This window comes from Pseudomonas fluorescens (assembly GCF_000968015.1).
GTDB classification, from domain to species: Bacteria; Pseudomonadota; Gammaproteobacteria; order Pseudomonadales; family Pseudomonadaceae; genus Aquipseudomonas; species Aquipseudomonas fluorescens_W.
In genome coordinates, this window is the sequence record NZ_LACH01000035.1 from 30512 (window position 1) to 57406 (window position 26895).

Consider the following 26895-nt stretch of genomic DNA (forward strand, 5'->3'; position numbering starts at 1 on the left):
CCATAATTCTGTAACCCTAATTTTTGCACTGTAAACCACTGTGGTTAACAAGGAATAAAAGTGGTTTACACGGAGCAATACACGCCTCGGTTTATAAGGATATTTCTGTACTGGACCTTTCCCTCGACGCAAAAGAGTGCGATTGCGCACTACGCGAAATCGACCTATTCATGCAACTTCCTTGAAGGCAGGTCGACCACCTTGCGGTCGCTCAGCTTAGCCTTGAGTACACGGTTCTCGTCCGTTAGCACTTCGTTGATGGATGCGAGATTGGCGACCTTGCCCCGCAACTCCTCGATCTCCTGACGGTGGGCTGCGGACTTCTTGCGTTCCGCAATCAAGTCTTGTTGTTTCACATCACGCATGGCGCGACTGGAGCGACCTTGAGCCTCTCGGATAGCCTCGGCAATTCGTGGGTAGTAGTTGTGAATCAACGCCGTCGATACGCCCGCCTCGCGGGCGACTGCCGCGATGGTAACCTTGGATTCGCCTGTGTGGGTACGACCCTTCTGGATGCGGAGAAGGGCGAGCTTCAGATCCTTCTCGCGATCCTCAGCAGGCTTATAATTGGTCGCTTTGTCCTTGGATTTCATGAGATTAAAATCTCCGGGTCCATTCCCAACTGTACCAGTACGTCACGGCAGCGATTTAGGTCGCGCTCAACGCGCTGGCGGCCGCCCTCGCCAATGTCCGGGCAATGCAGAAGCCCTTTCAGATCATCGTAGAGTCGCTGGTAGATGGCCGCGTGGCCGCGTCCGATCACGGCATGGTTGCAGTTGCCGCAGCGGGTACGCTCAAGGGTATTGCCGACGCAACCGTCATTGTCCGCCGTGCACCAGGCATGGCCGTTGCTGCGAATTGCGGTGCTCTCGGCAATGGACTTCAGCATCGAGGCGTGATCCTTGAAGATCAGCAGGTTCTGCGGCTCCCGCTGCCATTGCTTGAGCGCGCGGCCGTAGCCCCCGGCCAAGGGTTCGTCACCCAGCCAGTTATCGACGACGCCGAGTTTTATATCTTCCAACTCACCCTGAATATCGGCGTACAGATCAAGGTCCAGATGCTGTCCCCAACTCTCGTCCATGGCGTAGCCTAGAGTCATGTCCAGCGAGCAGTGCGCGAAATGCTCCTTGAGGTAGCGAAGGTCACCGAAGCGGCTGTGCGCGGCGTAGTTGGCAAACTTACGGCGGAACTGGTGGCTGGTGAGGTTCCAACTCAGACCGCAGTCTTTCGCAAATGCCTTGAGGTTTGGGTTCCAATTAGAGTTGGAAAGCGTGCGTGCTCCATTACCTTTTGAAGATTCGCAGAGAAAGAGTGCATGGCGGTGCTTCTGCGCCTCCGCGATCTGAGGATCATTTAAGTTGGCGCGGCGCAGTTGCACTATCTTAGAAGAGATCATTTCCTGATATGGCGCGCACCAGCGCTCCATCAGGCGCAGGGTACGCACGGCTGCCTCGGGGATCATCCAGTTATGGAGACCAACATCGGTCTTTTCCGACCGTGAGCGCATCCAATGGTAGACGGTGCCCTCATCGTCTTGGGTGCGGTGGTGCGCGCCTGACTGCACGTTTGCCAGCTCGTGGTTGCGACAGCCTGAGGTGCTGGCCAGGACTATGTAGCAGGCCGTGCGCAGATCGAGCAATGCTTTATTGAAGGCGTTCAGGCCGTCCTCCCAACCAACGGAGTTCAGGTGGCGGTTCATGGCATAATTAATAGTTCTGCCACTCTGACCCTTACACTGCCCGGCGAGGGCATTCAATGCATCGCGCAGGTCAAGCAATTGCTGGCCGCATTCAACTTGCTGGTGGGCTCGATCGAACAGGACGCAGAAGACATCATCAGGGATCAGCGGCGTCTTAACGCCTCGGATCCTTCCAATCATCCCGGCCATCTCAAGCGCAGAAGTCTCGGGCCAAGGATGCTGTGGCATAGGGTCATCGGTGTATTGGCTCAGTTCGTGGAGCGCTTCGACGGCGATGAAACGGCATTGCAGCCCACGCTGCGATAGTGGCTTGCCCTTGGATCGGCTGGGCTGGCGATGGGCCTTGCAGGCGGCCACATAAGTCGCGCAGATCATCGGTGTCACTGCTCCCAGGTGGTCAAGCTTCAGCGCTTCCAGGTGACGCAGGAAGGGCTTTGCATCAGTGAAACATTGCTGCACTGTGCCGCCTTTAGGCCCACCCGCTCCGAAACGTCCACGCCGTAGGTAGCGATACAGCAGCGCCTTCATCACCGCCCGAAACGCCGGCGGCAAGATGCCGAAGTCCAGCCGTTTCTGGCAGGCCCGTACGTTGGTGGTGAAGCCGTCGAGTTCCCAAGTGTCGTCGCCGTATCGGCTGAGGATGACCCACTGCCCATCGACCTGTGTAGCGCTGATGATCAGGGCGTCGCGTTCGGATTCGGGGAGCTGACGCACATCGCCCGGCTGGGTGGCGAGGGGGGGCCAGTGTAGCGCCGTCAGGGCGTTGTCGTTCATGTAAAGACCTCTAGGCTGTCGATCAGATCAACCGACCAGAAAGGGTGCGGTTGGGCGCGGGCGAGCTCACGGGCAGCCTCCACCGCTGCGGCCTTGAAGGTGCCGCGCAGCAGCCCCTCGGCGATGATGTAGTGATTGATCAAGCGGGGGATGTGGGCGTACTCCCGTGCCCAGCGCCGCTTGTCCATGCGCGAGCGCTCGGTAAGGACGCGGAAGTAGAAGCTGAACAGCTTGTACAGATCCTCAGCGGTCACTGCGTAGTGCTGGCAGCGCAAGCAGTTCATGAAGCTCATGCAGGTCGCTCCCTCGCGCTTCGGGGCGTACTGGCCGTTCACCGGGTCGGCGCAACGGCCCATGGGGGTGTCCTTATAAGTCGCTCCAATGGTCTGGGTTAGCAACTCCTGCACCATTACCTCGCCCATGAACTGCCAGTTGCGACGGGCATCCTCGTCGGGCGCCAGGTAGCTTTGGTCGGCCACCCGCGGGGTATTGCCGAGAGCTACGGCGGTGGTCGCCAAATCGCCATTAGTCAGCTCGAAGATGCGGTTGGCGAAGGTCTTGCGCAGGCGCGAGATGTTGATGCGCAGTGGCTTTCCGTCGCTGTCGATCAGACCATGATCGGTTACTAGGCGATTTATCGCCCACGCCAACATTGCATCGCTCAACGCCGTGACTTGACCGATACCCTTGCCGCCCCGACTGCGATACAGCCACACTCGGCCCTTGAGGTCGTCCGGGGCCTCCGCATCCAGAGGGGCGGTCAAGGCCATCACGCGGCGGATCAGGCGCTCCACGTTGGTTCTCACGCTCGGCGTGGACTCCAGGAGACGCTCGGCATCCGATTCGGCGCGCAGCGCCACCTTGCTGGTGTTGTAGCCGCGCCGTTTCCACAACACCAGGAATACGGTGTCGTCCTTGGGGTGCGGGCGCAGGCAGTCTCGGCTCATTTCCAGAAGTGGCGTGGTGTTGCGTCCGGTGTGCAGCGCCACGACCAGCAGGGCGTAAGTTAGCAATTCGCCGGTCACAGGCGTGTTATTGGCCCAGATCGGCTTAATGGCATGCCGCAGCGCCAGGGTGAACGCTTGCCGCTCGGGTTTGGACAGCGCCGTCTCGCCCTTGGCTTTGCTGTTGCTGTTTGGGAAGGGATTGCGTGGGAAGGTGGCCGCATCGCCGGATGTGACAACGGGGATTAGCCCGCGTCGCCCTAAGGCGACTAGCACGGACTTGGTCTGCGTATAGCTGGTCTTCTGAGTTATAGTCACCACGCCCAGCCCGGCAAGATGGCCGAGATAGCCGTCGATCAAGTCCCGATTCACATCGGCCAAGGCCAAGTTACGGCCAAAAGCCGTTGCCCGCAGCACGCAGTAGTCGAGGAAATGGCGCAGGCCATTCTGGCCGTAGGCGGCCAAGGTGGTTACTGCGACGACGCCGTCCTGGCCGGCGAGGAAGCGTTCAATCTGGCGCTGGCAAGCGTAGGTGATGGAGTCGATGCCTGCGCCGTACCAGCGGGCAAAGTCGAAGCTACATCTGCTGGTGGAGTTCCGCCCGAATTGGACTGTGGTGCTGGTCGGAGGAATGGCCTCGGGCAGAAGGACCACATTGCCTGCCATGTCGCGGCTGTGCTCGACTTGCGGAACGCTGAGATCGGTCTTGGCAAATACCTTGCGCTTGCCCATCAAGCCGCACCCGCCAGTGCGTTCAATTCATCTTCATATGCAAGCACTGCCTCGTCGGCCAGTTCGTTGACCAGGTGCAGGTACACCATGGTTGTCTGAATCGAACTGTGGCCGAGTTGCCGCTGAACGAGCACAAGGGGGTCCAGCCCATTCGCAGGGTTGCGCTGTAGGCTGACCAGGGTATGGGTGGCATAGGTATGCCGAAGCATGTGCGTATGGACCTTGATTTCAGCCCGCTTGCCGGTCTCGTTAATGATCCGGTTGAGACTCTTGCCGCCGTCGCCATAGGGTTCCCCGGACTGGTTGAGTAACAGCGCCTTTTGCGGGGTCTTGCTCAGCGTGGCGCGTTCGCCGCGCACCTTCGTCACATAGCGATAGAGTTCGGCCATGAATTTTCGGCTGACGTAAATATCTCGCGGCTTGCTGCCCTTGGTCACCATGCCGCTGCCATCGAACGGATTGAGCCGAATGCGGAAGTTGCGTTCAGTTCGTCCAGTCGGATCGAAAACATAGGCCAGCGGGAAGGCAGCTACTTCCTCTCGGCGCAGACCTGTATGCAGCGCCAGACGCATCATCATCCTGTGGTGGGGATTCTCCGCTGCGGCAAGAAGTGAATTGATCTCAGCCATGTTCAGGAACTTTGGCAGGGTTTTGTGGCTACGCGGCATAACATCGTTTGCCATTGCCTTGCTGCCACTCGCATCGAGATGAGCGAGAAAGCCTGTTTCGCGTCTTACGGTGCGTTCTTCAAAGGCGTAGGGCAGGCGTTTCACCCAACCCTCCTTCAGCGCGTACTCGTAGAACTTGCAGACGTAAATCAGGCGCTGACGAGTGGTATTGAGTGCCAGCTTGCACGCCACCAAGCAGTAGTCCCGATAGGCCGCCACAAGGCTCTTGGCCTCGCCACGATCCACGTCGCGCCAGTCAATCTCATGAGCCTCCAGGAAGCTGAAGAAATCGTACAGTGCGCGTCCGGTACTGGGCCAGGAACGCTTCGAGCCGATGACCCCGCGAAGCAGGTAGTGTCGAAAGAACTGATTGGCCGGAACGCAACTCTCCATCGAGTCCCATAGCAGAATGGGAAACCCTGGATAAGGTTGCCCACCGATCACAAAATCCTCAGTCGCCCACACAAGCTCCATATGCCGTCCTCTGTAATTAATCAGAACTAATCACTTTGTCCGCTCTGACCAGTTAGGGCATTAGATCGACCCTAAAGCACCTGAGCTTCTAAATATTGGTTTCTAATATCACAGCAATCTAACTCTTTCAAAGTGTCAGATCATAAGGCGTTCCTCAAGGTCTGCAGGTGGGCGACCTGACGGCTGAATTCAGCGCTGGATAGCCGCTGCTTCGGTCGCGGGCTCATGGCCTGGCTGATAGCGCGTGTGGGTTGGCCGGTCAGGCGTGCGAGCACCAGCCATTGTTCGGCGACGCCGAGTTGTTCGAAACCGGGATGACGGCGCCGCACACGACGCAAGATGTCGTGCTGCAAGGCTTGCACCAGGTGCTGCTGACCGTTGCGCCGCAACATGAAATCGGCGCTGGCGCGCAGGTGTTCCTGAAGTTGGCGGCGGGCTCTTGGGGCCGGCTCCAGCAGCGGACCCTGCCGTACGCCGACGTGCCAGAAGCCAAGACCGATCAGGGCGATCAGGGCGACCAGCGCCTGAGGGAAATAGCGCAGGAGCAAGGTCAGCAGACTGTCGTGATCGGTGTTGAACAGCAGAGTCACGTTCGTGTCCGCGGTCAGGTACCAGAGCAGCCAGGCGTTGTCGTACTGGTCGATGGCCGGGGTTTTCCACAGGTCGGCGTCGGTGACCACGGTGATCGAACCGAGCCCGTGATTGAGTTGCATCATGTGCGTGGCCTTGCCGCTGTTGGCCCAGGCCTGGGCGAGGTTTTTCGGGTCTTCGAGATGGAATGCGGTATCGAAACCGGCGTAGGCCGGCGCGTTTTCGTCTTCCAGATACAGCTTGGTCAGCTTGGGGTAAGGATCGTCGTCGCTCCCGGGCGGCGGGTCCTTGAGGTCTTTGCTCAGCGACTGGTGCAGTTGCACCCGGTCGAGCAGCAGGTCATTGCTTTGGCCGGTCTTCTCATCCCACAACGACTGGGCAACAAACAAAAGACGCCCGCCGGCCCGGGTCCAGTTCAACAGCTGATCGATCTGGCGCGGGGTCATGTTGTACCGGTCCCCGAGCAATAACAGACTGTGCTGATGCGGCTCGAGGGTCGGCAGGATGTCGAGGCTGTTGGCGTGGCTGACGGTCAGGCCCTGTTTGCGCAAAAAGTGCTCGGCGGCGAGATAAGGGTTGGCCTGGGCTTCGGGTGAGGGGCCGTGATCGATGTCTGTCTGATAGGGCGTCGCCTTGACGTACAGATAAACACTCAGCGCGATCAATAGCACGGCGATGAACACGCCGACCGCCAGCCAGCGTTGCCGGTTCAACGCAACGCTCCCGGGCCGAACAGGGCTCGCCAGCCGTCACAGAGTTCCTGTTGCAGATGCGCGGGAGGCAGGCGATGCCCGTAGGCCATGTTCTGCCAGTGCCCGGTCAGGTTTTTACTGAAGGCCAGCAAGGCAGGTTGTTGCAGGTGTTCGATGCGCTCCAGGACCTGGCCTTCGGTGTCGGCGGGTTTCAACGCCATGTTGAAGTCGTGCAGCAAGTGGCTGAGCAGACCGCGATAGAGCAATCCGAGGGCCTCGCGAGGGTGGGTTTGCCAGAGGCGTTCGGCGCTGGCAGCAATGTCGGCAGGCAGGGTTTCGCGGTTGAGGTCCAGGCCGAAAGCCTGTTGCGGTAACGGCCGCGCGACCTTGCTGTTCAAGCCCGGTCGACGACTGACGAAGGCTTGCAACCAGTCACGGTAATGCCAGATCAATAAACCAATGGCACCGATCACGACACCCCACAACACGACTTCAATCAGCGTGGCCGCTGCGCCGAAGCGTTGGTTGTCCAGAAGCTTGAGCAGCGCCTCCAGCCATTCGGTTGTTAGGTCATCGTCCGCGGTATCGGCGGCTGGTTTTTCTTCGCCAAACCGATAGCGCGTGACCGATTCCTTGTTCTTGAACGGAGGCTGATCGAGGATCGCCTTGATGCTGTCCCGGGATGCCTGACTGGTCAATGGCTGGTCCAGCAGGCGCGGGCTATCGGGTGAAATGACTGGCTCGGCGGCCCACACGGTTTGCGCTGTCGGCATCAACAGAAACGCCGCCAGCAGCAGGGAGACGGCGGCGCTGGTCAAGCGTTGACGCATGCGGCGGAACACCAACTCGATATCCCAGGCCTCCAGCACCGTGCGCCGATTCAGATAAAGGCTGAAGCCGCAGGCGACATAAACCGGTTCCCAGACAATCAGCACCAGTGCGTAAAAGGCATTGGTCAGGTGTTCCAGCCATCGCCAGTCTTGTGTAGCGGCGGTGATCAAGGTCTGCCAGCTCCAGTCGAGTTCGACCTGTTGCGGCAAGAACATATAGAACAGCACCATCAGGCCGATCCACAACGCGCTTTCCAGGTGTACGCCGATGATGGTCAGCCACCGCGCGGCACCAGCGTTGCGCTGCAACAGCACCTGCAAGCGCTGTTTTCGTGGCTGACCACTCAGCCCTTCGAGTTGCACCACCGGCATCAGGAAGCTGCGACTCAGGCTCAGGCGTCGCCAGGTCAGACTCTCCAGCAGTTGCGGTTTGAGCAGCCGCGGAAACTGGCGCAACGCCTGCTTCAGCGTGGGCGTTTCGCCAAACATGGCTTTGGACAGGATATACAGCGGCAGGCGGTCGAACGCCGGTTTCAGCCACCAGAAGATGAATACGGCGAGGGAGGGTGAATCCCACAGCACCCAGCTGAGCAGGGCGAAAATCGGCAAGGTCACGATGGCCCAACTGGTCATCAGCAGGCGCCGGTGTCGCTGGCTCAGCAGGACGCCCAGGTCCATGGCTTCCCAGGTGGTGCGCGGGCGGATGACAACCGTGGCGTCACTCAGGCGCATGGCGGGGCCGTCCGGCAAACAGCAGATAAGTCGCCACCAACAACCAGAGCGCTGCACCGACCAGGTACTTGGTCATTGGCGCGACCCCGACCGTGGACGACCAGTAAGCTTCGATAAACGCCGCAATCAGCAGAAACAACATGACCCCGCAAATCAGCAATACGCTCTTGCGTGCTGCCAATCGCAGGGCTTCGGAGCGGGGCAGGCGCCCCGGCGCGATCAATGCCCAACCCAGTTGCAGGCCGGCGGCACCGGCCAGGGCGATAGCACTCAGTTCGAAGGCGCCGTGGCCAACCACGAATGCCCAGAAGGTTTGCCCATAGCCAATGTGTGTCAAGTGCCCGGCCACCGCACCAATCATCAAACCGTTGAAGAACAGGAAAAACGCGCTGCCCAGGCCAAACAGCAAACCGCTGGCGAAGGTCTGAAAGGCGATGCCGATGTTGTGCATGATGTAGTAACCGAACATCACCCAGTTTTCACTGGCCGCCCGTTCCGCCGAGCGCCCCAGGTGACCGGCCTCGGGGTCGTACATGCCTTGCATTTCGCTGACTTGCTCGGCCGGGATCAGGTTGTAGACCAGGTCGGGGAACAGATACACCAGCAGTGCGATGCCGATCAGGCTGCCAAAAAACATCAGGCCGGCGGCGAGTACGAAACGCCACTGTTCGCGCACCAGTCGCGGGAAGTCAGCCAGGATGAAGCTCAGCACGTTGGCACCCAGTCGACTGCGGTGGCGATAAAGCTGTTGATGCCCGCGCAGCATTTGTTGCTGTAACGAGTCGATCAGAAAGCTGCTGTAACCACGTTCCCGGGCCAGCGCCAGGTGTTGGCAGAGACGACGATAATCACTTGGGAAACCGGCGACTCGTTCGGCTTCCTTGCCTTGCTCCAGTTGTTCAAGCACAAGAGCAAATTGCTCCCATTCGGCCTTGTGGCGGCTTTCGAAAAGGCTTTGCTTCATGTGGGGCCCAACAAGCCGCAAGCGATGCCGTTGAGTTCGTCCACGGCCCCCGGCGCCGCCACCTGCAACGGTTGCGCGAGTATGGCCGCCAGCTCTTTGACCCGTGCTTCAGAGAGTTCACCCTGGCGCTCGGCAAACCCGAGAATGGCGCGTTGTTCGGTCAGCGTCAGCGCAAAGGCCGGGCGCCGGGGCTGAGCGGTGGGCAGTTGTGGTCGGGCGAGCGGTTGTTCGCGGTAGATCACCAGCGTGCCGGCGGCAAGATCGCCGAGGCGTTTGAAAGTGGGATGTTGCAGGCAACTGATAGCCCCGAGGAAATAGCCGAACGGCAGCATGTCGACAAACCGCAGCAGGTTGCGTAGCAGCGAAGCAGACCAGCCGATCGGCGTGCCATCGTCTTGCACCACCCGCAGGCCCATCCAGTGCTTGCCTGGCGAACGACCCTGATTGAGCACTTCGAACAGCACCATGTACCACCAGCTCACCACAAACAACAGAATCGAGCCGAGCCCTGCGCCGAGTTTTCCGAGGAACGCCAGGACAATAAATAGCACGCCAACGATCAACCCGCGCAGCCCGAGATCGATGGCGAACGCCAGTGCACGAACCATCAACCCGGCCGGGCGCAGTGGCAGGTCGATGCCTTCCGGCGTTTCGACTTGATACCGCGTATCCAGTGGCGGGGACAGCGTCGCTTTCCTTGGCAGTGCTGTGGTCTCGAGCATGGGCAACCTTGATGTGGCCTGTTCGGGATTCGATGTCCGTCCGATGCTAGCAGCCTCTCGGGGGGAAACGACATAACTATGTATTGCACGGCAAGTGGCCAGAGGTGATTGAATGACGAGATTACTGGCCGGGGCGGGATGTGAACGCCTAGACTTCGCCGATCTTCAGTTCAGGAATAGCCCGTGACCTCTATCTTCTGGTACGACTATGAAACCACTGGCATCAACCCCCGTAGCGACCGCCCACTCCAGATGGCGGGGATTCGCACTGACTTCGATCTCAATGAAATAGACGAGCCGGTCAACCTTTACTGCCAGCCCAGTGAAGACATCCTGCCCCATCCGGCGGCCTGTGCGATCACGGGTATTACGCCCGGCCGACTGGCCGAGCAAGGCTTGAGCGAAGCCGATTTCATGACCCGGGTGCACGCCCAACTCGCGGCGCCCGGCACGTGTGGGGCGGGATACAACACGTTGCGTTTCGACGACGAGATGACCCGTTACAGTCTTTACCGAAACTTTTTCGACCCTTATGCGCGCGAGTGGCAGGGCGGTAATAGCCGCTGGGACCTGATCGATGTGGTGCGTGCCGCCTATGCCTTGCGCCCTGACGGCATCGTTTGGCCGACGGACGACGAGGGGCGGATAACGCTCAAACTCGAACGCCTGACCGCCGCCAATGGCATTGATCACGGAAATGCTCACGAAGCGCTATCGGACGTTCGAGCCACCATCGCCCTGGCGCGTCTGATCCGGGAAAAGCAGCCGAAGTTGTATGACTGGTTGTTTCAGTTGCGCGGTAAACAAAAGGTGATGGATCAGATTCGGTTGTTGCAGCCGATGGTGCACATCTCAGGGCGCTTTTCAGCGGCGCGCAGTTATGTCGGTGTGGTGCTGCCCTTGGCCTGGCACCCGCGCAACAAGAACGCCTTGATTGTCTGTGATCTGCACCTGGACCCTCAGGGTTTGCTGGATCTTGATGCCGACACCTTGCGTCAACGGCTGTATACCCGCCGCGATGACTTGGCCGAGGGCGAGTTGCCGGTGCCGCTCAAACTTATCCACATCAATAAATGCCCGGTGGTGGCGCCGTTGTCGGTACTTCGCTCTGAAGATCAGCAACGTTTGGGGCTGGATATGTCGCTCTACCAAGAGCGCACGCTGCGGCTAAGTGACGCACAAACAGTTTGGCGAGATAAAGTTCAGGCGATTTACGCCAGCGAAGATTTCACCTCGAGCCAAGACCCTGAGCAACAGTTATACGATGGTTTTATCGGTGATCGGGATCGGCGTCTTTGTGAGCAAGTCCGGTCTGCCGACCCTGCTCAATTAGCGCAACAACAATGGCCTTTCGATGATGAACGATTGCCTGAATTATTGTTTCGATATCGCGCACGTAACTTCCCCGATACGTTGAGTTTCGAAGAGCAAGAACGCTGGAGAATATTCTGTCAGCAACGTTTGTCAGCACCCGAGTGGGGGGCGCCAAATACGCTGGAAACTTTTGAAGAGGCCGCCGCCCAATGGAGTATTACGGCTACATCGTTTCAGCGAGAGGTGCTGAATGAATGGCAGAATTATGTCCAGGAATTACGCAAACGTTTGAATCTTTGAAATCGAAAATGTTCGGGTGCTGAATGCCGGGCATAAAAAAACGCCAGCAGATGCTGGCGTTCTTTTTTTGTCGCGGATGAATCTGCGACAAGCGCTACGGCTTAGCCCAGCAGGGTAGCCCAGCCTTCAACCACGTCACCGCCCCACTTGGCTTTCCACTCTTTCAGAGTTTTGTGGTTGCCACCTTTGGTTTCGATGACTTCGCCGTTGTGCGGGTTTTTGTATTGTTTAACTTTGCGAGCACGTTTGGTGCCAGTAGTTTTTACTGCGCCGCCGCGTGGCGCTTTGGTTTTGGACTCTGGATCCAATAGCGCAATGATGTCACGCAGAGACTTGGAGTACTCGCCCATCAGGGTGCGCAGTTTGCCTTCGAATTCCAGCTCGGCTTGCAGTTTGTCGTCTTGGGACAGGTTCTTCAAACGGGCTTGCAGCTCTTTGATAGCTTCTTCGGTGGCGCGGTATTCGTTGATCAAGGACATGAGGACTACCTTATGTTGGGGCGCTGGATGGCAGGTGACAGTGCGGCAATAATAGTCAGGGTGTTTCACCAAGTAAACATTTAACCGGAGTTTTATTAAATTAGTTACGGTGAATAGGGCATAAATTGCCGGTGTAGTTAAATAGTGTGATGCCGTCATCACAGATGTTCACAATTGGGCACTTGAAGATTGGCAACAGGAACACCATCGCGCGGGTAGCGGGTGCTGCCAGAACCTGTGCCGCCCACCTTTATGCCGGCCCAAACGTCATCAATACTGCAGTTTTGCTGCGCAATCGCTAGAATGGCCGCCTTTGCGAAGTTCTGGAGTCTGACCCTCATGCGCACTTTTCGGCTGGTGATTGCTTGCCCGGACCGCGTCGGTATCGTTGCTAAAGTCAGTAACTTTCTGGCGTCACATAACGGCTGGATCACTGAAGCGAGCCATCACTCGGACAATCTCAGTGGCTGGTTCTTCATGCGTCACGAAATTCGTGCCGATTCGCTGCCCTTTGGTATCGATGCCTTTCGCGAAGCGTTTGCACCGATTGCCGAAGAGTTCTCGATGAACTGGCGCATCACCGATACCGAGCAGAAAAAGCGTGTGGTACTGATGGCCAGTCGCGAGTCTCACTGCCTCGCCGACTTGCTGCATCGCTGGCACAGTGATGAGCTGGATTGCGAAATTTCCTGCGTGATTTCCAACCATGACGACTTGCGCAGCATGGTCGAGTGGCACGGGATTCCGTATTACCACGTACCGGTCAATCCGCAGGACAAAGAGCCGGCATTCGCCGAAGTCTCGCGCCTGGTCAAACAGCACGATGCCGAAGTGGTTGTACTTGCCCGCTACATGCAAATCCTGCCGCCCGAGTTGTGCCGCGAATATGCGCACAAGGTCATCAACATTCACCACAGCTTCCTGCCGTCGTTCGTTGGTGCCAAGCCGTATCACCAGGCATCGATGCGTGGCGTGAAGTTGATCGGCGCTACGTGCCACTACGTGACCGAAGAGCTGGATGCCGGTCCGATCATCGAGCAGGACGTTGTTCGCGTCAGCCACAGTGACAGCATCGACGACATGGTGCGTTTCGGTCGGGACGTCGAGAAGATGGTGCTGGCCCGTGGTCTGCGTTATCACCTGGAAGATCGGGTGCTGGTGCACGGCAACAAAACCGTCGTGTTCTGACAGCCATATAACACGGTTGAAATTCGAAGGGCCTGGGCGTTCAATCGCTTCAGGCCCTTCGCCGTTTCTGCACTGAGGACATGAGCATGGCCGATCCACTCGACAAAGCGACATCCAAGGCTCCTGCCACGTTGGGCGAGGGGTGTTTGAGTCGTTACGACCCGGATGACATGAACCCCGAAGACGGCACGGAGTTTCCCGGTGCCGCCGAGTTGTGGGAACAGTTGCAGAACGAGCCCGACGATAAATCCGGGGACGCCTGAAAAGATCGAGCTCCTACAAGGGTTTGCGATCCATGTAGGAGCTGCCGCAGGCTGCGATCTTTTAGGCTTGTTTGAACTTCATCAACTTCTTCAGCAGCGGCCGCCCAAGCATCAGCAAAAACACCGGGCCACCGACCACCAGATAAAAGTAATAAGTCACCGCCCGCCAGATCAGAATCGCCGCCGCCGCGGTGGATTTCCCCACCATCGGCGCCAGCAACGCCGCCGACGTCAACTCCGCCGCCCCGGCACCGCCCGGCAACAGGCTGAACTGCCCCGCGCTCAGCGAAAGCATCTGGATCAGAAAGCTCCAGGCCCACTGCAAGTCCGCCCCGAGCCCACGCAAGGCCAGATACAGCACGCTATAGCGCAAGACCCAATGCAGGCAGGTCAGGGCAAACACTGTGATGAGCGTCTGAAAGGGCAACTTCAATGTGTCGGTGAACGCCGCCAGAAAGTGCAGGAGTTTTCGCGCCCAACGCAGGCGTGTGGTGGTTTTGACATTCAGGCGAGCGAGCAACCGACCGCTCAGCCGAATCAGCACTCGATGGTAACGGGCGACCACCACGCAACTGAACAACCCGCCGAACATCGAAATGGCGCTGACGGTCAGCAACCATTCCATGCGTTGGCTGAGGTGCTGGAACAACGCATAAATCAGGATCCCGCTCAGCGCGCAGAGAAAAAACAGCAGATCGCTCAGTTGATCCATGGCAAATACGGCGCTGCCCCTGGCCGGACGCACGCCATTACGTGCCAACAGCGCCATGATCGTCAGCGGCCCGCCGCTGCCGCCGGGGGTAGCGCAATAGGCGAACTCGGCGGCCATCACCACCCCGAGACTTTTGAGCGGGCCCACCTTGTTACGCTGATCCCCTAGCAACAGGCGCAAGCGCATCGTGTTCAGCACCCAGCACAGCAGGATCATGCCGAACATGATCAGTAACCATGTCAGCGGAAAGCTTCGCAGTCGATACCAGGTTTCGTTACCGCCCAGCAGCGACGGAATCAGCACCGCAGCGAGCAGCGCGACGAGCAGCAGAATCCCGCGACTCATGCGGCGCGACCCATACGGTCGCTTCGCAGCGCCAGCCAGCGAGCCTTGGTCATCGGCACACGTCCCTCGTCGAGCAAGCGCTTGAGGGTTTGCAGCCAGTAAGTGCGCGAGAACTCATGGCGCATATCCACTGGGTGCAAGCCAAGACGAATAACCGGTGCTTGCTGCCAGCGTTGTTCGCGTTGATCACTCAGGACTTTCGATAACCCCCGGCGCCAGGCACTGCGCGCACTCCAGACCAGCCCCGGCGCGTCGACCGCGGTGAAGTCCGGCAGACGATACAGATGCTGCGGATCGCTGGTGTAACTCAGGGGTAACTGGCGCAAGGCCTGGCGCGTCCCTTCGCTCATCAACCAGGCCGGAGCGACGAAGCCCTCCAGCTGCCAGTGATAACGGTGGAACACTTCGATACCGGCGCGCAGGCGGGCGAGGGCGGCGTCTTGAGACAGGCCGTAAAACTCGCCTTCGTGGGTGTAGATCCGGCGCATGAACCAATCTCGTGGTGTGTGGGGGGGCGGATCTTCATCGCAATGAAAGTAACCGTGCAATGCCAGTTCGTCACCTCGGGCGATACGACGGGTGAGCAAACGTCGAAATCCCGGATGCTCCTCCAGATCGTTGTGCTTGTGGAAATTGGGCACCACCAACCAGGTCATCGGCACCGCGCCCAAGGCGTCGACGGCTTCGACAAAGGATTGATAATCGGCCCAGGTTGGCGGTGCGACGTCGTGCAGCACGAGTAACAGGCTGGGCGGGTTCATGGCTCAACCATTGGCAGTCAGCGGCCAATGGCTGCCGAGCACCGCGTGATAGTGCCCCAGCAGGCTGTTGACCACAGTATCCCAGGAGTAATGCCGCTCGACATGGCTGCGGGCCTGTTTACCCAAAACGACGCTGCCCGAACTGAACAGCTCGCGGACCGCGTTGGCCATCGCCAATGGATTGTTCGGCGGGCAGAGCAAGCCGCATTGATCGGTGATGATTTCCTGAAAGGACCCGGCCGCCACGGCCACCACCGGAATGCCACTGGCCATGGCTTCAAGAACCACCAGGCCAAAGGTTTCCTGGTCACCGGCGTGTAGCAGCGCATCGGCGCTGGCCATCAATCGCGCCAAGTGTGCCGCCGTACAGAACTCACCGATCACGGTCACGTTGTCGGGCACTGCGGCCGGCATCGAGGAACCTACCAGCAGCAGGTGATAGCGTCGGCCCAGGTGTTTCATGCAGTCGAGCAGCACCGGCAGGTTTTTTTCCTTGGAGCCGCGCCCGGCGAAGATCAGCAGATGAGTGTTTTCATCAATGCCCAATGCGGCCCGCAGGCCCGTGTCTCGTACAGTGGGATTGAAGGTTTGCAAGTCGACGCCCAGCGGTTGCACGAAAACGTTCTTCACCCCCAGCCCGATCAGTTTGTCGGCCATGACCTGGCTGGGCGCCAGAACCCGATCGAAGTTGCCATAGAGCTTGCTGACATAGGCTTCGACGTTCGTTGTGACCCAGTTGCCCATGCGATTGCTGACCAGTAGCGGCAGGTCCGAATGATAAAAGCCGATCACCGGGACATCGAGTTGCCGCCGGGCATCGAGGGCCGCCCAAGCAGTAAGGTAGGGGTCGCCTACCTCGATCAGGTCGGGCTGTAAATCCTGCAGAACATTGCGCCATGGCGCGAGACGGAGGGGGAAACGATAACCCTTGCCGAAGGGCAGGGCGGGGGCCGGAACCGTGTAAACGCCATCCTGTTCACTCAAGTAAGCCCCAGGGATCAGCAGACTGTGGCGAATGCCCGGCTTGATGCTCAGGCGACGGTGCTTTGCATCCAGATAAGTGCGCACGCCACCGCTGGCAGGGGCGTAGAACATGGTTATGTCAGCGATATGCACGATGAACATTCCTCCGGTCCGTTGAGCTCCCTTGGTTGACCTTTATGAAGGATAGATGTTCGGTTGGGGTTTTGTGGCGGGGTGTCAGTGAGGTTTTTGCGGTGTGTTACAGACCGCCATCGCGAGCAGGCTCGCTCCTACAGGGGCTTGCGCTGAACCTGTGGGAGCGAGCTTGCTCGCGATGAGGCCTTATCAGACGCTAAATACGGAAACTGCCTACCAACTGTTTAAGGCGCGCCGCCTGCTGCTCAAGATCGGCACACGCTCGCAACGTCGACTGCAGGTTTTCCACCCCTTCCTGATTCAGTGTGTTGATCTCGGTAATGTCGACGTTGATCGACTCCACCACCGCCGTCTGCTCCTCGGTCGCCGTGGCCACCGACTGGTTCATCCCGTCAATCTCGCCAATACGCAACGTCACACTGCTCAACCGCTCGCCGGCCAGGTTGGCGATTTCGACGCTGTCCTGACTGTGGCGCTGGCTGTCGCTCATGGTGCTGACGGATTCGCGGGCGCCGACTTGCAGCTCCTCGATCATGGTCTGCACCTGTTGCGCCGATTCCTGAGTGCGGTGCGCCAGGTTACGCACTTCATCGGCCACCACGGCAAAACCCCGACCGGCTTCACCGGCACGTGCTGCTTCGATGGCCGCGTTGAGCGCCAGCAGGTTGGTTTGCTGGGAGATGCTGGTGATCACTTCGAGAATCTGCCCGATGTTCACGGTTTTGCTGTTCAGCGATTCGATGTTGGTGCTCGAGGCGCTGAGCATGTTCGACAGCTGATTCATCGCGGCAATGCTGCGATCCACCACTTGCTGGCCATCTTCGGCGAGGCTGCGGGCGTCGCTGGCCTGACTCGATGCTTGCGCGGCATTGCGGGCGATTTCCTGAGCGGCGGCGCCGAGCTGGTTGATCGCCGCGGCCACGCTGCTGGTGCGCGAAGCCTGTTGGTCGGAGTTGAACATCGAGGAGTTCGAGGCGGCCACGACACGCAGAGCCACTTCGTTGACTTGCCCGGTGGCCGACGACACTTCGCGGATCGAACCGTGAATGCGTTCCACGAAGCGGTTGAACGCGGTACCGAGTACACCGAATTCATCGTTGTTCACGATGGTAAGGCGTTTGGTCAGGTCGCCTTCGCCGTCGGCGATGTCTGCCATGGCGCGGGTCATGACGTGCAGCGGCTGGATCAGGATGCGGATCAGCATGCCCAGCAGAGCGATGATGATGGCCACGGCAATGACTGTCGCAATGAGCGCCGAGGCGCGGAATTCGCTGAGTTTGGAGAAGGCTTTGTCCTTGTCCACCGACAGACCGATGTACCAGTTGACTGAGGACAGCCCTTTGATCGGTGTAAAGGTCACGATGCGAGTCTTGCCGTCGACGTCTACTTCACTGAAGTCGCTGCTGATGCGCGGGGTGTTTTTCGGGTACGCCTCGCTCAGGGACTTCATCACCAGCGCTTTGTCCGGGTGGACCAGGATTTTTCCGTCGGCGCCGACCAGAAACGCATAACCCATGCCGCCGAAGTCCAGTGCGTTGAGGCTGTCGGTGATCACCTGCAAGCTCAAGTCACCACCCACCACGCCGATATTTTGACCGTCCTTGAGTACGCTATTAACGATGGAAATCACCAACTGGCCGGAAGCCAGGTCGATGTAGGGTTCGGTCAGGGCAGAACCGCTGGTGCTTTGCGCGCTCTTGTACCAAGGGCGGGCACGAGGGTCATAACCGTCGGGCATCTTGCTGTCCGGGCGGATGATGAAGGTGCCATCTTTGTTGCCCAGGTAGGCGCCCATAAAGGTCGACGACACGGCCTTCTGTTCCAGCAGGTTGGAGACATTGGCGGAATCGGAATTCAAGGCAACGGTTTGCGACAGGTTTTCGATCAGCAGGCTGCGGCCGGCCAGCCAGGTTTGAATGTTTTTCGCGGTGACGCTGCCCATCTCTTGCAAGTAGTTGTCCAGATCGCGGCGTATCGCATTGCGCTGTAAATAGTCGTTGTACAGCGTGAACGAGGCGAAGGCGGCAATGACGATGAGGGCGGCGGCAAGCAGGATTTTATGGCTGAAGCGCAGATTTTTGTTCATGGCTTGAGGGGTCCGCTAAGGTCTTATAGTTCGGGGCGCGTTGCTGTTAATGCGCGCAAAATGAGTGCGCAACGGAGCGAGTCGGTAATTCCTGCTCTCCATAGGGGAATGTCGGACCTTGCTTTCAATTGGGTCTCTCGCTTATTCCTATCGGCCGTGAAGGATCAAAGATTAATCATGGGTGACAAAATGCCTGACTCATTACAACTCGTTATCGGTGCCGATCTCGCCGGGCAACCCATTGCCCAGGCCATGCGTCTGGCGAACCGTCATGGTTTGGTCGCGGGCGCTACCGGGACGGGCAAAACCGTCACCTTGCAACGGATGGCCGAAGCATTCAGCGATGCCGGCGTGGCGGTGTTCGCCGCCGATATCAAGGGTGACCTGTGTGGTCTGGGCGCCGCCGGCAACCCTCAAGGTAAAATCGCCGAGCGGATCGCCGGGATGCCCTGGCTGAACCACACGCCTCAAGCGTATCCGGTGACCCTGTGGGACATTCACGGTCAGTCCGGTCATCCGTTGCGCACAACCTTGAGCGAAATGGGCCCGTTATTGATTGGCAGCCTGCTGGAGCTGACCGACAGTCAGCAGTCGGCGCTGTACGCCGCGTTCAAGGTGGCGGACCGTGAAGGGCTGTTGCTGCTGGACCTCAAGGACCTGAAGGCACTGCTCAATCACCTGCGTGACAACCCCGAATTGCTCGGTGACGACGCCGCGTTGATGACCACCGGTTCCAGTCAGGCGCTGTTGCGGCGTCTGGCGACCCTGGAACAGCAGGGCGCCGAAGCGCTGTTCGGTGAACCGGCATTGCAACTCGAAGACATTCTGCAGCCGACCGCTGAGGGCCGCGGGCGCATTCACCTGCTCGATGCCAGCCGTCTGGTGCACGAAGCACCGAAGGTCTACGCAACGTTCCTGTTGTGGCTGCTGGCCGAACTGTTCGAACAATTGCCAGAGCGCGGCGATTCGGACAAACCGCTGCTGGCGTTGTTTTTTGATGAAGCACATTTATTGTTCGCCGGTACGCCCAAGGCGTTGCAGGATCGTCTTGAGCAAGTGGTGCGGCTGATACGCTCAAAAGGCGTTGGCGTGTATTTCGTCACCCAGTCTCCGGGCGACTTGCCGGATGACGTGCTGGCTCAGCTCGGTTTGCGCATTCAGCATGGCTTGCGCGCGTTCACCGCCAAGGAGCAAAAATCCCTGCGAGCAGTGGCCGAAGGCTTCCGGCCGAATCCGGCGTTCGATGCCTTGTCGGTGCTGACCGAACTTGGGATTGGCGAGGCGCTGGTCGGCACGTTGCAGGACAAGGGCACGCCGGAGATGGTCCAGCGGGTGTTGGTGGCACCACCGCAATCGCGGATCGGGCCGTTGAGCGAGACTGAACGTACAGCGCTGATCGCAGGGTCGCCATTCAAGGGGCGGTATGACAAACCCGTTGATCGCGAATCGGCTTATGAAGTGTTGATGGGGCGCAAAGGGCTGGCGCCAGAGCCTGACGCTGTGCCGGGCAAACCGGCAGCCGAAGAGCCAAGCTTTACCGACAAGGCCGGGGAATTCCTCGGCACCGCGGCGGGGCAGGCACTGAAATCAGCGATGCGCCAGGCGGCCAATCAATTGGGCCGACAGTTGGTGCGCGGCTTGATGGGCTCGCTACTTGGCGGTAAAAAAAGTCGCTAACTCATAAGTGGGCACAATCAAAACTGTGGGAGCGAGCTTGCTCGCGATGGCGGTCTGTCAATCAATGGATGTGTTGACTGATACACCGTCATCGCGAGCAAGCTCGCTCCCACATGGGTTCTATGTCATGACTTGGGTTTGGCGTGAGCCGCAAGGCGTTCCAGCGCTGCCCGAAGATTCGGATCGCTGATCCCGTCGGCTGTGGCCTGAATGGTCGCGCCTGCATCAGTCGACAAGCTGATGGTATGGCCAGCCGCCCCTTGCTGAACCGTGGGAGGCTGAACCTTGAACAGAATCCGCGTCAGGCTGGCGAATTCGTCGAACATCTGCAGTTGCCGTTGCAGACGCTTTTGCTGATAACGCAGGCGGGTTGCCCAATGACCGTCGGTCACTATCAGCAACAAACTGCCTTCGCGCCACGACGCCACATGGCAATGCTCGCGGGCGGCGGGCTGCAATTGGCTTTCCAGCAGACGTTGTAAATGACCCAGGCGTTGAGCGTGGCCGAAGATGGCTTTCAGCGGTTTGGCTTCGCGAAGCAGGACGGCGGGTGCTCTGGCCGTAAGAGGGCGAAATGCCATGATCAGACACCTGAAGTAACAGAGCCGCCATGGTAGCAGAAAGCACCGGATGCACCCGAGCCATTGCTTTGCGCGCGCTTTACCCATTAAATCAACAAGTAACTTCTGCCGCGGATGGCTTGAAGTTGCGCAAAAAGCCCTTATTTTAAGTGAGCCCCGTTATAGCGCAGTGCATGCATCGTGGAACAACGCCACTTTCCTCACCATCGTTTCCGGGTAGAATGCTCGTTCGCATGCGGCCATGAGGGCTGCTCGGGCGACTCACGGGGCCGCCCTCCATCCCTTTAGTGTGGAAGATCCTGCCGATATGTTTGCGCCTTTGTTAAAGAAACTTTTTGGAAGCAAGAACGAGCGTGAAGTCAAACGCATGCTCAAGACGGTGCAACTCGTCAATGCCTTCGAAGAGCAAATGGTGGCCCTTTCGGACGATCAATTGCGTGCCAAGACGGATGAGTTCAAGGCCCGCATCGCCAAAGGGGAAACCCTCGACAAGCTGCTGCCAGAAGCCTTTGCGGTCGCCCGCGAAGCCGGCAAGCGCATCATGGGTATGCGCCACTTCGACGTCCAGCTAATCGGCGGCATGACCTTGCATGAAGGCCAGATCGCGGAAATGCGTACCGGTGAAGGCAAGACCCTGGTGGCAACACTGGGCGTTTACCTCAACGCACTGTCCGGCAAGGGCGTGCACGTTGTGACGGTGAACGACTACCTGGCCCGTCGTGACGCCAACTGGATGCGTCCGCTCTACGAATTCCTCGGCATGTCGGTCGGTGTTGTCACGCCGTTCCAGCCGCCGGAAGAGAAACGTCTGGCTTACGCTGCCGACATTACCTACGGCACCAACAACGAATTCGGTTTCGACTACCTGCGCGACAACATGGCGTTCAGCATGGAAGAGAAATTCCAGCGCGAACTCAATTTTGCCGTGATCGACGAAGTCGACTCCATCCTCATCGACGAAGCCCGTACCCCGCTGATCATTTCCGGTCAGGCCGAGGACAGCTCCAAGCTGTACATCGAGATCAACAAACTGATCCCGCAGCTTGAGTTGCACATCGAAGAAGTGGAAGGCGAAGTCACCAAGGCCGGCCACTACACCGTCGACGAGAAGACCCGTCAGGTTGAACTCAACGAAGCCGGTCACCAGTTCATCGAAGACATGCTGACCCGCGTTGGCCTGCTGGCTGAAGGCGAGAGCCTGTATTCGGCGCACAACCTCGGTCTGCTGACTCACGTTTATGCCGGTCTGCGCGCTCATAAACTGTTCAATCGCAACATCGAATACATCGTGCAGGATGGCCAGGTCGTTCTGGTCGACGAACACACCGGTCGTACCATGCCGGGTCGCCGTCTGTCCGAAGGCCTGCACCAGGCCATCGAAGCCAAGGAAAACCTGAACATTCAGGCCGAAAGCCAGACCCTGGCCTCGACCACGTTCCAGAACTACTTCCGTCTGTACAACAAGCTGTCCGGCATGACCGGTACCGCTGACACCGAAGCGTTCGAATTCCACCAGATCTATGGTCTGTCGGTGATGGTTATCCCGCCGAACAAACCGCTGGCGCGTAAAGACTACAACGACCTGGTGTTCCTGACCGCCGAAGAGAAATACGCGGCGATCATCAATGACATCAAGGAATGCATGACCCAGGGCCGTCCGGTGCTGGTGGGTACTGCAACCATCGAAACTTCTGAGCACATGTCTGCGCTGCTGCAGAAGGAAGGCATCGAACACAAGGTTCTGAACGCCAAGTTCCACGAAAAAGAAGCCGAGATCATTGCCCAGGCCGGTCGCCCAGGCGCACTGACCATCGCCACCAACATGGCCGGTCGTGGTACCGACATCCTGTTGGGCGGTAACTGGGAAGTGGAAGTGGCAACCCTGGAAGACCCGACTCCTGAGCAGATTGCCCAGATCAAGGCCGACTGGCAGAAACGTCACCAGCAAGTGCTCGAGTCGGGCGGTTTGCAGGTGATTGCTTCCGAGCGTCACGAATCGCGCCGTATCGACAACCAGCTGCGTGGTCGTGCCGGTCGTCAGGGTGACGCGGGTTCCAGCCGTTTCTACCTGTCGCTGGAAGACAGCCTGATGCGCATCTTCGCCTCTGATCGGGTGAAGAACTTCATGAAGGCCCTGGGCATGCAGCCTGGCGAGGCGATCGAGCACCGCATGGTGACCAACGCCATCGAGAAGGCTCAGCGCAAGGTTGAAGGCCGCAACTTCGATATTCGTAAGCAACTGCTCGAGTTCGACGACGTCAACAACGAACAACGTAAAGTGATCTATCACATGCGTAACAGTTTGTTGGCTGCCGACAACATCGGTGAAACCATCGCCGACTTCCGTCAGGACGTGCTCAACGCAACCGTCAGCGCGCACATTCCACCGCAATCGCTGCCTGAGCAGTGGGACGTGGCCGGTCTGGAAGCTGCGTTGCAGAGCGACTTCGGTGTGGCGCTGCCGATCCAGAAATGGCTCGACGAAGACGATCACCTGTACGAAGAAACCCTGCGCGAGAAGCTCATGGCCGAGCTGCTGGCCGCGTACAACGAGAAAGAAGAGCAAGCGAGCGCCGAAGCGCTGCGCACCTTCGAGAAGCAAATCGTTCTGCGTGTGCTCGACGACCTGTGGAAAGACCACCTGTCGACCATGGATCACCTGCGTCACGGCATCCACTTGCGTGGTTATGCCCAGAAGAACCCGAAGCAAGAGTACAAGCGCGAGTCCTACACGCTGTTCTCCGAGCTGCTGGATTCGATCAAGCGCGACTCGATCCGTGTGCTGTCCCACGTTCAGGTTCGCCGCGAAGATCCGATCGAAGAAGAACAACGCCTGCGCCAGGAAGCCGAAGCGCTGGCTGCGCGCATGCAGTTCCAGCACGACGAAGCACCGGGGCTTGAGCAACCGGAACTGCTAGGTGAAGAGATCGATGTCGCCCTTGCCATCGCTCCGGTACGCAATGAACAGAAGCTGGGCCGTAACGAACTTTGCTACTGCGGTTCGGGCAAGAAGTTCAAGCATTGCCACGGGCAGATCCAGTAAAACCCGTTTCATACGCTGAAATACCCGCGCCGCGACCGGCTTATGCCGTCGCGGCGTTTTGCCATTCAAACCACCGTTCTTCCTGAAAGCGGTGCTGACATCATTTATTAAGGAGCGCATTCATGGCTGTTGGTCTTGGTCCTTTGCCAACGTTGCACCCGGTTGCCGGTTTTGAACTCGGTATCGCCTCGGCTGGCATCAAGCGCCCGGGGCGCAAGGATGTTGTGGTCATGCGCTGTGCCGAAGGCTCCACGGTCGCTGGCGTGTTCACCCTGAACGCTTTTTGCGCGGCGCCCGTGATCCTGGCCAAGCAGCGCGTGCAAGGTCCGGTGCGTTACCTGTTGACCAATACCGGCAATGCCAACGCCGGTACTGGCGAACCAGGCCTTGCCGCCGCCGAGCGCACCTGCGCCAAACTGGCTGAACTGACCGGCGTCGACGCCAGCCTGGTGCTGCCGTACTCCACCGGTGTGATCGGCGAGCCGCTGCCGGTCGAGAAAATCGAAGGGGCTCTGCAAGCTGCCCTCGACGACCTGTCGGTCAACAACTGGGAAGCTGCCGCCACTGGCATCATGACCACCGACACCCTGCCAAAAGGTGCCAGCCGCCAGTTCCAGCATGACGGCGTGACCATCACCGTCACCGGTATCAGCAAAGGCGCGGGCATGATCCGCCCGAACATGGCGACCATGCTCGGCTACATCGCCACCGACGCCAGAGTCTCCCGCGACGTGCTGCAAAACCTGCTGCTGGACGGTGCCAACAAGTCGTTCAACCGCATCACCATCGACGGCGACACCTCGACCAATGACTGCTGCATGCTGATCGCCACCGGTCAGGCTGCGCTGCCGGAAATCACCCGCGCCGAAGGCGAGTTGTTCGCCAAGCTGAAGCGAGCGGTGTTTGAAGTGTGCATGGACGTGGCCCAGGCCATCGTTCGTGACGGCGAAGGCGCGACCAAGTTTGTGACCGTTGAAGTCAACGGCGGCGGCAATCACCAGGAATGCCTGGACGTTGGTTACACCGTGGCTCACTCGCCGCTGATCAAGACTGCACTGTTCGCCTCCGACCCGAACTGGGGCCGCATTCTGGCCGCCGTCGGCCGTGCCGGCGTACCGAACCTGGACGTGAGCAAGATCGACGTGTTCCTCGGTGAAGTGTGTATCGCCAGCCGTGGCGCTCGTGCATCGACCTACACCGAAGCCCAGGGCGCGGCCGTGATGCAGCAGGAAGAAATCACAATCCGAATCGAGCTGGGTCGCGGTGATTGCAGCGAAACCATCTGGACCACCGACCTGTCCCACGAATACGTGAAAATCAACGCCGAATACCGTACTTGATCACTCGCTAGACCGAGTCGCTGCAATCGCGAGCAAGCTCGCTCCCACAGGAGATCTTCAGTGAACACAAACAGTGCGAACAACAGGATCAAATGTGGGAGCGAGCTTGCTCGCGATGACGGTCTGCCAGTCACTAAATAGACTGGCCTGTCCCCCTCATCTAAAGGTCCCGAACATGAGCCTTCACCTGATCATCGGCGACAAACTGCATTCCTCCTGGTCCCTGCGCGGCGCGTTGGCCCTCGACCTGGCCGGCGTTCCTTACACCGAAGAACTGATCAAGCTGAACCAGCCGGATACGCGTGAGCGTCTGCTCAAGCACTCGCCGACCGGCAAAGTCCCGCTGTTGAAAACCGAACATGGCACCATCGCCGACTCCCTGGCGATTGCCGAGTATCTGGCAGAGCAGTTCCCCGACGCCGGCCTCTGGCCCAAAGACACCGCCGCCCGCGCCCAGGCCCGTTCGGCCTGCGCGCAGATGCACAGCGGTTTTTTCGCCATGCGCGGCAACATGCCATTCGACTTGAGCCACGACGCTGCGCTGTCGCCGACCCCGTCTGACGTTCAGGCCGACATCGAGCGGATGTTGGCGTTGTGGGCCGAGTGCCGCGCCGCCGCCACCGAAACCGGTCCGTTCCTGTTCGGCGGCGCGACCTTGGCGGATGCCTTCTTCGCACCGATCGCCGTGCGCCTGCGCACCTATCAGGTGAGGCTGCCCGAAGCGGACGCGGCCTACGTCGAAACGATCTACCAATGGCCAGCCTTCAAGGCGTGGCAGAAGGCGGGTCTGGAGGAGGTCGGGCAGTGAAGCGAGTACACGTAGCCGCCGCTGTCATCCGCGATGGCAGTGGCAAGATCCTCATTGCCCGCCGTGCCGATACCCAGCATCAGGGTGGCCTGTGGGAGTTCCCCGGTGGCAAGGTCGAGGCCGACGAATCCGTCGAAACCGCCCTGGCTCGCGAGCTCCTTGAAGAGTTGGGCATCGTGGTCAACGCGGCGCGCCCGCTGATCAAGGTCCGGCACGACTACCCGGACAAGCAAGTGTTGCTGGACGTTTGGGAAGTGTCGGCCTTTACCGGCGAACCGCACGGCGCCGAAGGCCAGCCGTTGGAATGGGTCGCGCCTCGCGATCTGCTGAATTACGAGTTTCCGGCGGCCAACCAGCCGATTGTTGCGGCTGCACGGTTACCGGCGCAGTACCTGATTACCCCGGAAGACCTGGAAACCCCGGCCTTGCTGCGCGGCATTCAGAAAGCCATTGCAGGCGGCATCAAGCTGATCCAGTTGCGGGCACCCAACGGCTACGATCCGAAGTACCGCGATCTGGCGGTGGACGCGGCGGGGCTGTGTGCCGGCAAGGCGCAGTTGATGATCAAGGGGCCGTTCGAATGGCTGGGAGATTTCCCGTCCGCCGGTTGGCACATCACCTCCGCGCAACTGCGCAAGCACGCGGCGGCTGGCCGCCCGTTACCGGCGTCTCGCTGGCTGGCGGCGTCCTGCCACAACGCTGAAGAGCTGGCGTTGGCCGAGCAGATGGGGGTGGATTTTGTGACCCTGTCACCGGTGCAACCGACCCTGACTCATCCGGGGGCTCAGCCGCTGGGTTGGGAGCAGGCTTGCGCGTTGATCGAAGGCTTCAGCAAACCGGTGTTCTTGCTGGGTGGTGTTGGCCCGGCAGAGCTTCAAAAAGCCTGGGAAGCGGGCGCACAGGGTGTGGCGGGGATTCGGGCGTTCTGGCCTGAAGCCTGATTTTGCGGTGAGTTTACTGGCCTCATCGCGAGCAAGCTCGCTCCCACAGTGGATCTTCTGTGAACACAAGATTTGTGAGCACCAAAGATCAATTGTGGGAGCGGGCTTGCTCGCGA

Annotated in this window: 22 protein-coding genes and 1 pseudogene; 8 read left to right on the forward strand and 15 right to left on the reverse strand. The window is 59.3% G+C overall.

Features of this window, described 5'->3' with window-relative positions; translation table 11 throughout:
- Positions 1 to 164: 164 nt before the first annotated feature.
- From VD17_RS16640 to VD17_RS16675, 8 genes are all read right to left on the reverse strand, one after another.
- Positions 165 to 593: a hypothetical protein gene (locus VD17_RS16640; RefSeq protein ID WP_046054728.1), complete on the reverse strand. Its 429-nt coding sequence runs from the start codon at positions 591 to 593 to the stop codon at positions 165 to 167.
- Positions 590 to 2473 (reverse strand): tyrosine-type recombinase/integrase, encoded by a 1884-nt coding sequence (locus VD17_RS16645; protein WP_046054729.1) that lies wholly within the window; start codon positions 2471 to 2473, stop codon positions 590 to 592. Before VD17_RS16645 ends, VD17_RS16640 begins: the two co-directional genes overlap by 4 nt.
- Positions 2470 to 4149: a hypothetical protein gene (locus VD17_RS16650; protein WP_046054730.1), complete on the reverse strand. Its 1680-nt coding sequence runs from the start codon at positions 4147 to 4149 to the stop codon at positions 2470 to 2472. Before VD17_RS16650 ends, VD17_RS16645 begins: the two co-directional genes overlap by 4 nt.
- On the reverse strand, positions 4149 to 5291 hold the full coding sequence (locus tag VD17_RS16655; protein WP_046054731.1) for a tyrosine-type recombinase/integrase: 1143 nt from the start codon (positions 5289 to 5291) through the stop codon (positions 4149 to 4151). Before VD17_RS16655 ends, VD17_RS16650 begins: the two co-directional genes overlap by 1 nt.
- 140 nt (positions 5292 to 5431) lie before the next feature.
- Entirely contained in the window at positions 5432 to 6595 is a 1164-nt protein-coding gene (locus tag VD17_RS16660) for a DUF4350 domain-containing protein (protein WP_046054732.1), read from the reverse strand.
- The gene (locus tag VD17_RS16665) at positions 6592 to 8136 is read right to left on the reverse strand and encodes a DUF4129 domain-containing protein (protein WP_046054733.1); all 1545 of its coding nucleotides are present in this window, start codon (positions 8134 to 8136) and stop codon (positions 6592 to 6594) included. Before VD17_RS16665 ends, VD17_RS16660 begins: the two co-directional genes overlap by 4 nt.
- Complete coding sequence (locus VD17_RS16670) at positions 8123 to 9100, reverse strand: stage II sporulation protein M (RefSeq protein WP_046054734.1); 978 nt, start codon at positions 9098 to 9100, stop codon at positions 8123 to 8125. The genes VD17_RS16665 and VD17_RS16670 overlap by 14 nt, the downstream gene beginning before the upstream one ends.
- Complete coding sequence (locus VD17_RS16675) at positions 9097 to 9822, reverse strand: RDD family protein (RefSeq protein ID WP_046054735.1); 726 nt, start codon at positions 9820 to 9822, stop codon at positions 9097 to 9099. The genes VD17_RS16670 and VD17_RS16675 overlap by 4 nt, the downstream gene beginning before the upstream one ends.
- A 183-nt stretch (positions 9823 to 10005) precedes the next feature.
- Here VD17_RS16675 and sbcB point away from each other — a divergent pair, with 183 nt between their 5' ends.
- Positions 10006 to 11436 (forward strand): exodeoxyribonuclease I, encoded by a 1431-nt coding sequence (sbcB, locus tag VD17_RS16680; RefSeq protein WP_046054736.1) that lies wholly within the window; start codon positions 10006 to 10008, stop codon positions 11434 to 11436.
- Between the two features lie 101 nt (positions 11437 to 11537).
- Here sbcB and mvaT read toward each other — a convergent pair whose 3' ends face one another.
- Positions 11538 to 11915 (reverse strand): histone-like nucleoid-structuring protein MvaT, encoded by a 378-nt coding sequence (mvaT, locus tag VD17_RS16685; protein WP_046054737.1) that lies wholly within the window; start codon positions 11913 to 11915, stop codon positions 11538 to 11540.
- Between the two features lie 339 nt (positions 11916 to 12254).
- Between mvaT and purU the strand changes: the two genes are divergently transcribed.
- Together purU and VD17_RS32210 are read left to right on the forward strand one after the other, a co-directional pair.
- The gene (purU, locus tag VD17_RS16690; RefSeq protein WP_008147434.1) at positions 12255 to 13103 is read left to right on the forward strand and encodes a formyltetrahydrofolate deformylase; all 849 of its coding nucleotides are present in this window, start codon (positions 12255 to 12257) and stop codon (positions 13101 to 13103) included.
- 86 nt (positions 13104 to 13189) lie between these two features.
- Positions 13190 to 13366 (forward strand): hypothetical protein, encoded by a 177-nt coding sequence (locus VD17_RS32210; RefSeq protein ID WP_185753166.1) that lies wholly within the window; start codon positions 13190 to 13192, stop codon positions 13364 to 13366.
- 61 nt (positions 13367 to 13427) lie between these two features.
- Here VD17_RS32210 and VD17_RS16695 read toward each other — a convergent pair whose 3' ends face one another.
- From VD17_RS16695 to VD17_RS33125, 5 genes and pseudogenes are all read right to left on the reverse strand, one after another.
- Positions 13428 to 14423: a lysylphosphatidylglycerol synthase transmembrane domain-containing protein gene (locus tag VD17_RS16695; protein ID WP_046054738.1), complete on the reverse strand. Its 996-nt coding sequence runs from the start codon at positions 14421 to 14423 to the stop codon at positions 13428 to 13430.
- Positions 14420 to 15184 carry a DUF2334 domain-containing protein gene (locus VD17_RS16700; RefSeq protein WP_046054739.1) on the reverse strand — a complete coding sequence of 255 codons (765 nt, stop codon included), beginning with the start codon at positions 15182 to 15184 and terminating at the stop codon, positions 14420 to 14422. Before VD17_RS16700 ends, VD17_RS16695 begins: the two co-directional genes overlap by 4 nt.
- A gap of 3 nt (positions 15185 to 15187) precedes the next feature.
- Positions 15188 to 16309, reverse strand: coding sequence for a glycosyltransferase family 4 protein (locus tag VD17_RS16705; protein WP_046054740.1), 1122 nt, complete (start codon positions 16307 to 16309; stop codon positions 15188 to 15190).
- Between the two features lie 190 nt (positions 16310 to 16499).
- The gene (locus VD17_RS33120; protein ID WP_440130571.1) at positions 16500 to 17264 is read right to left on the reverse strand and encodes a methyl-accepting chemotaxis protein; all 765 of its coding nucleotides are present in this window, start codon (positions 17262 to 17264) and stop codon (positions 16500 to 16502) included.
- A 93-nt stretch (positions 17265 to 17357) separates the two neighbouring features.
- A pseudogene (locus VD17_RS33125) lies at positions 17358 to 18389 on the reverse strand (HAMP domain-containing protein); the annotation flags it as partial.
- A 189-nt stretch (positions 18390 to 18578) separates the two neighbouring features.
- Between VD17_RS33125 and VD17_RS16715 the strand changes: the two are divergent.
- Positions 18579 to 20066: a helicase HerA-like domain-containing protein gene (locus VD17_RS16715; protein WP_046054767.1), complete on the forward strand. Its 1488-nt coding sequence runs from the start codon at positions 18579 to 18581 to the stop codon at positions 20064 to 20066.
- Positions 20067 to 20191: 125 nt separating this feature from the next.
- Here the strand turns inward: VD17_RS16715 and VD17_RS16720 are convergent, their stop codons facing one another.
- Complete coding sequence (locus tag VD17_RS16720; protein WP_046054742.1) at positions 20192 to 20647, reverse strand: DUF721 domain-containing protein; 456 nt, start codon at positions 20645 to 20647, stop codon at positions 20192 to 20194.
- A 307-nt stretch (positions 20648 to 20954) separates the two neighbouring features.
- On the opposite strand from VD17_RS16720, the gene secA reads away from it, so the two are divergent.
- The 4 genes from secA to VD17_RS16740 all read left to right on the forward strand — a co-directional run bounded on the left by secA (position 20955) and on the right by VD17_RS16740 (position 26779).
- Positions 20955 to 23690, forward strand: coding sequence for a preprotein translocase subunit SecA (gene secA, locus VD17_RS16725; RefSeq protein WP_046054743.1), 2736 nt, complete (start codon positions 20955 to 20957; stop codon positions 23688 to 23690).
- Between the two features lie 122 nt (positions 23691 to 23812).
- Complete coding sequence (gene argJ / locus VD17_RS16730) at positions 23813 to 25030, forward strand: bifunctional glutamate N-acetyltransferase/amino-acid acetyltransferase ArgJ (protein ID WP_046054744.1); 1218 nt, start codon at positions 23813 to 23815, stop codon at positions 25028 to 25030.
- 175 nt (positions 25031 to 25205) lie between these two features.
- Positions 25206 to 25838 carry a glutathione S-transferase family protein gene (locus tag VD17_RS16735; RefSeq protein ID WP_046054745.1) on the forward strand — a complete coding sequence of 211 codons (633 nt, stop codon included), beginning with the start codon at positions 25206 to 25208 and terminating at the stop codon, positions 25836 to 25838.
- A complete protein-coding gene (locus tag VD17_RS16740) occupies positions 25835 to 26779 on the forward strand; it encodes a Nudix family hydrolase (protein WP_046054746.1) in 945 nt (314 codons plus the stop codon). The genes VD17_RS16735 and VD17_RS16740 overlap by 4 nt, the downstream gene beginning before the upstream one ends.
- Positions 26780 to 26895: the final 116 nt, after the last annotated feature.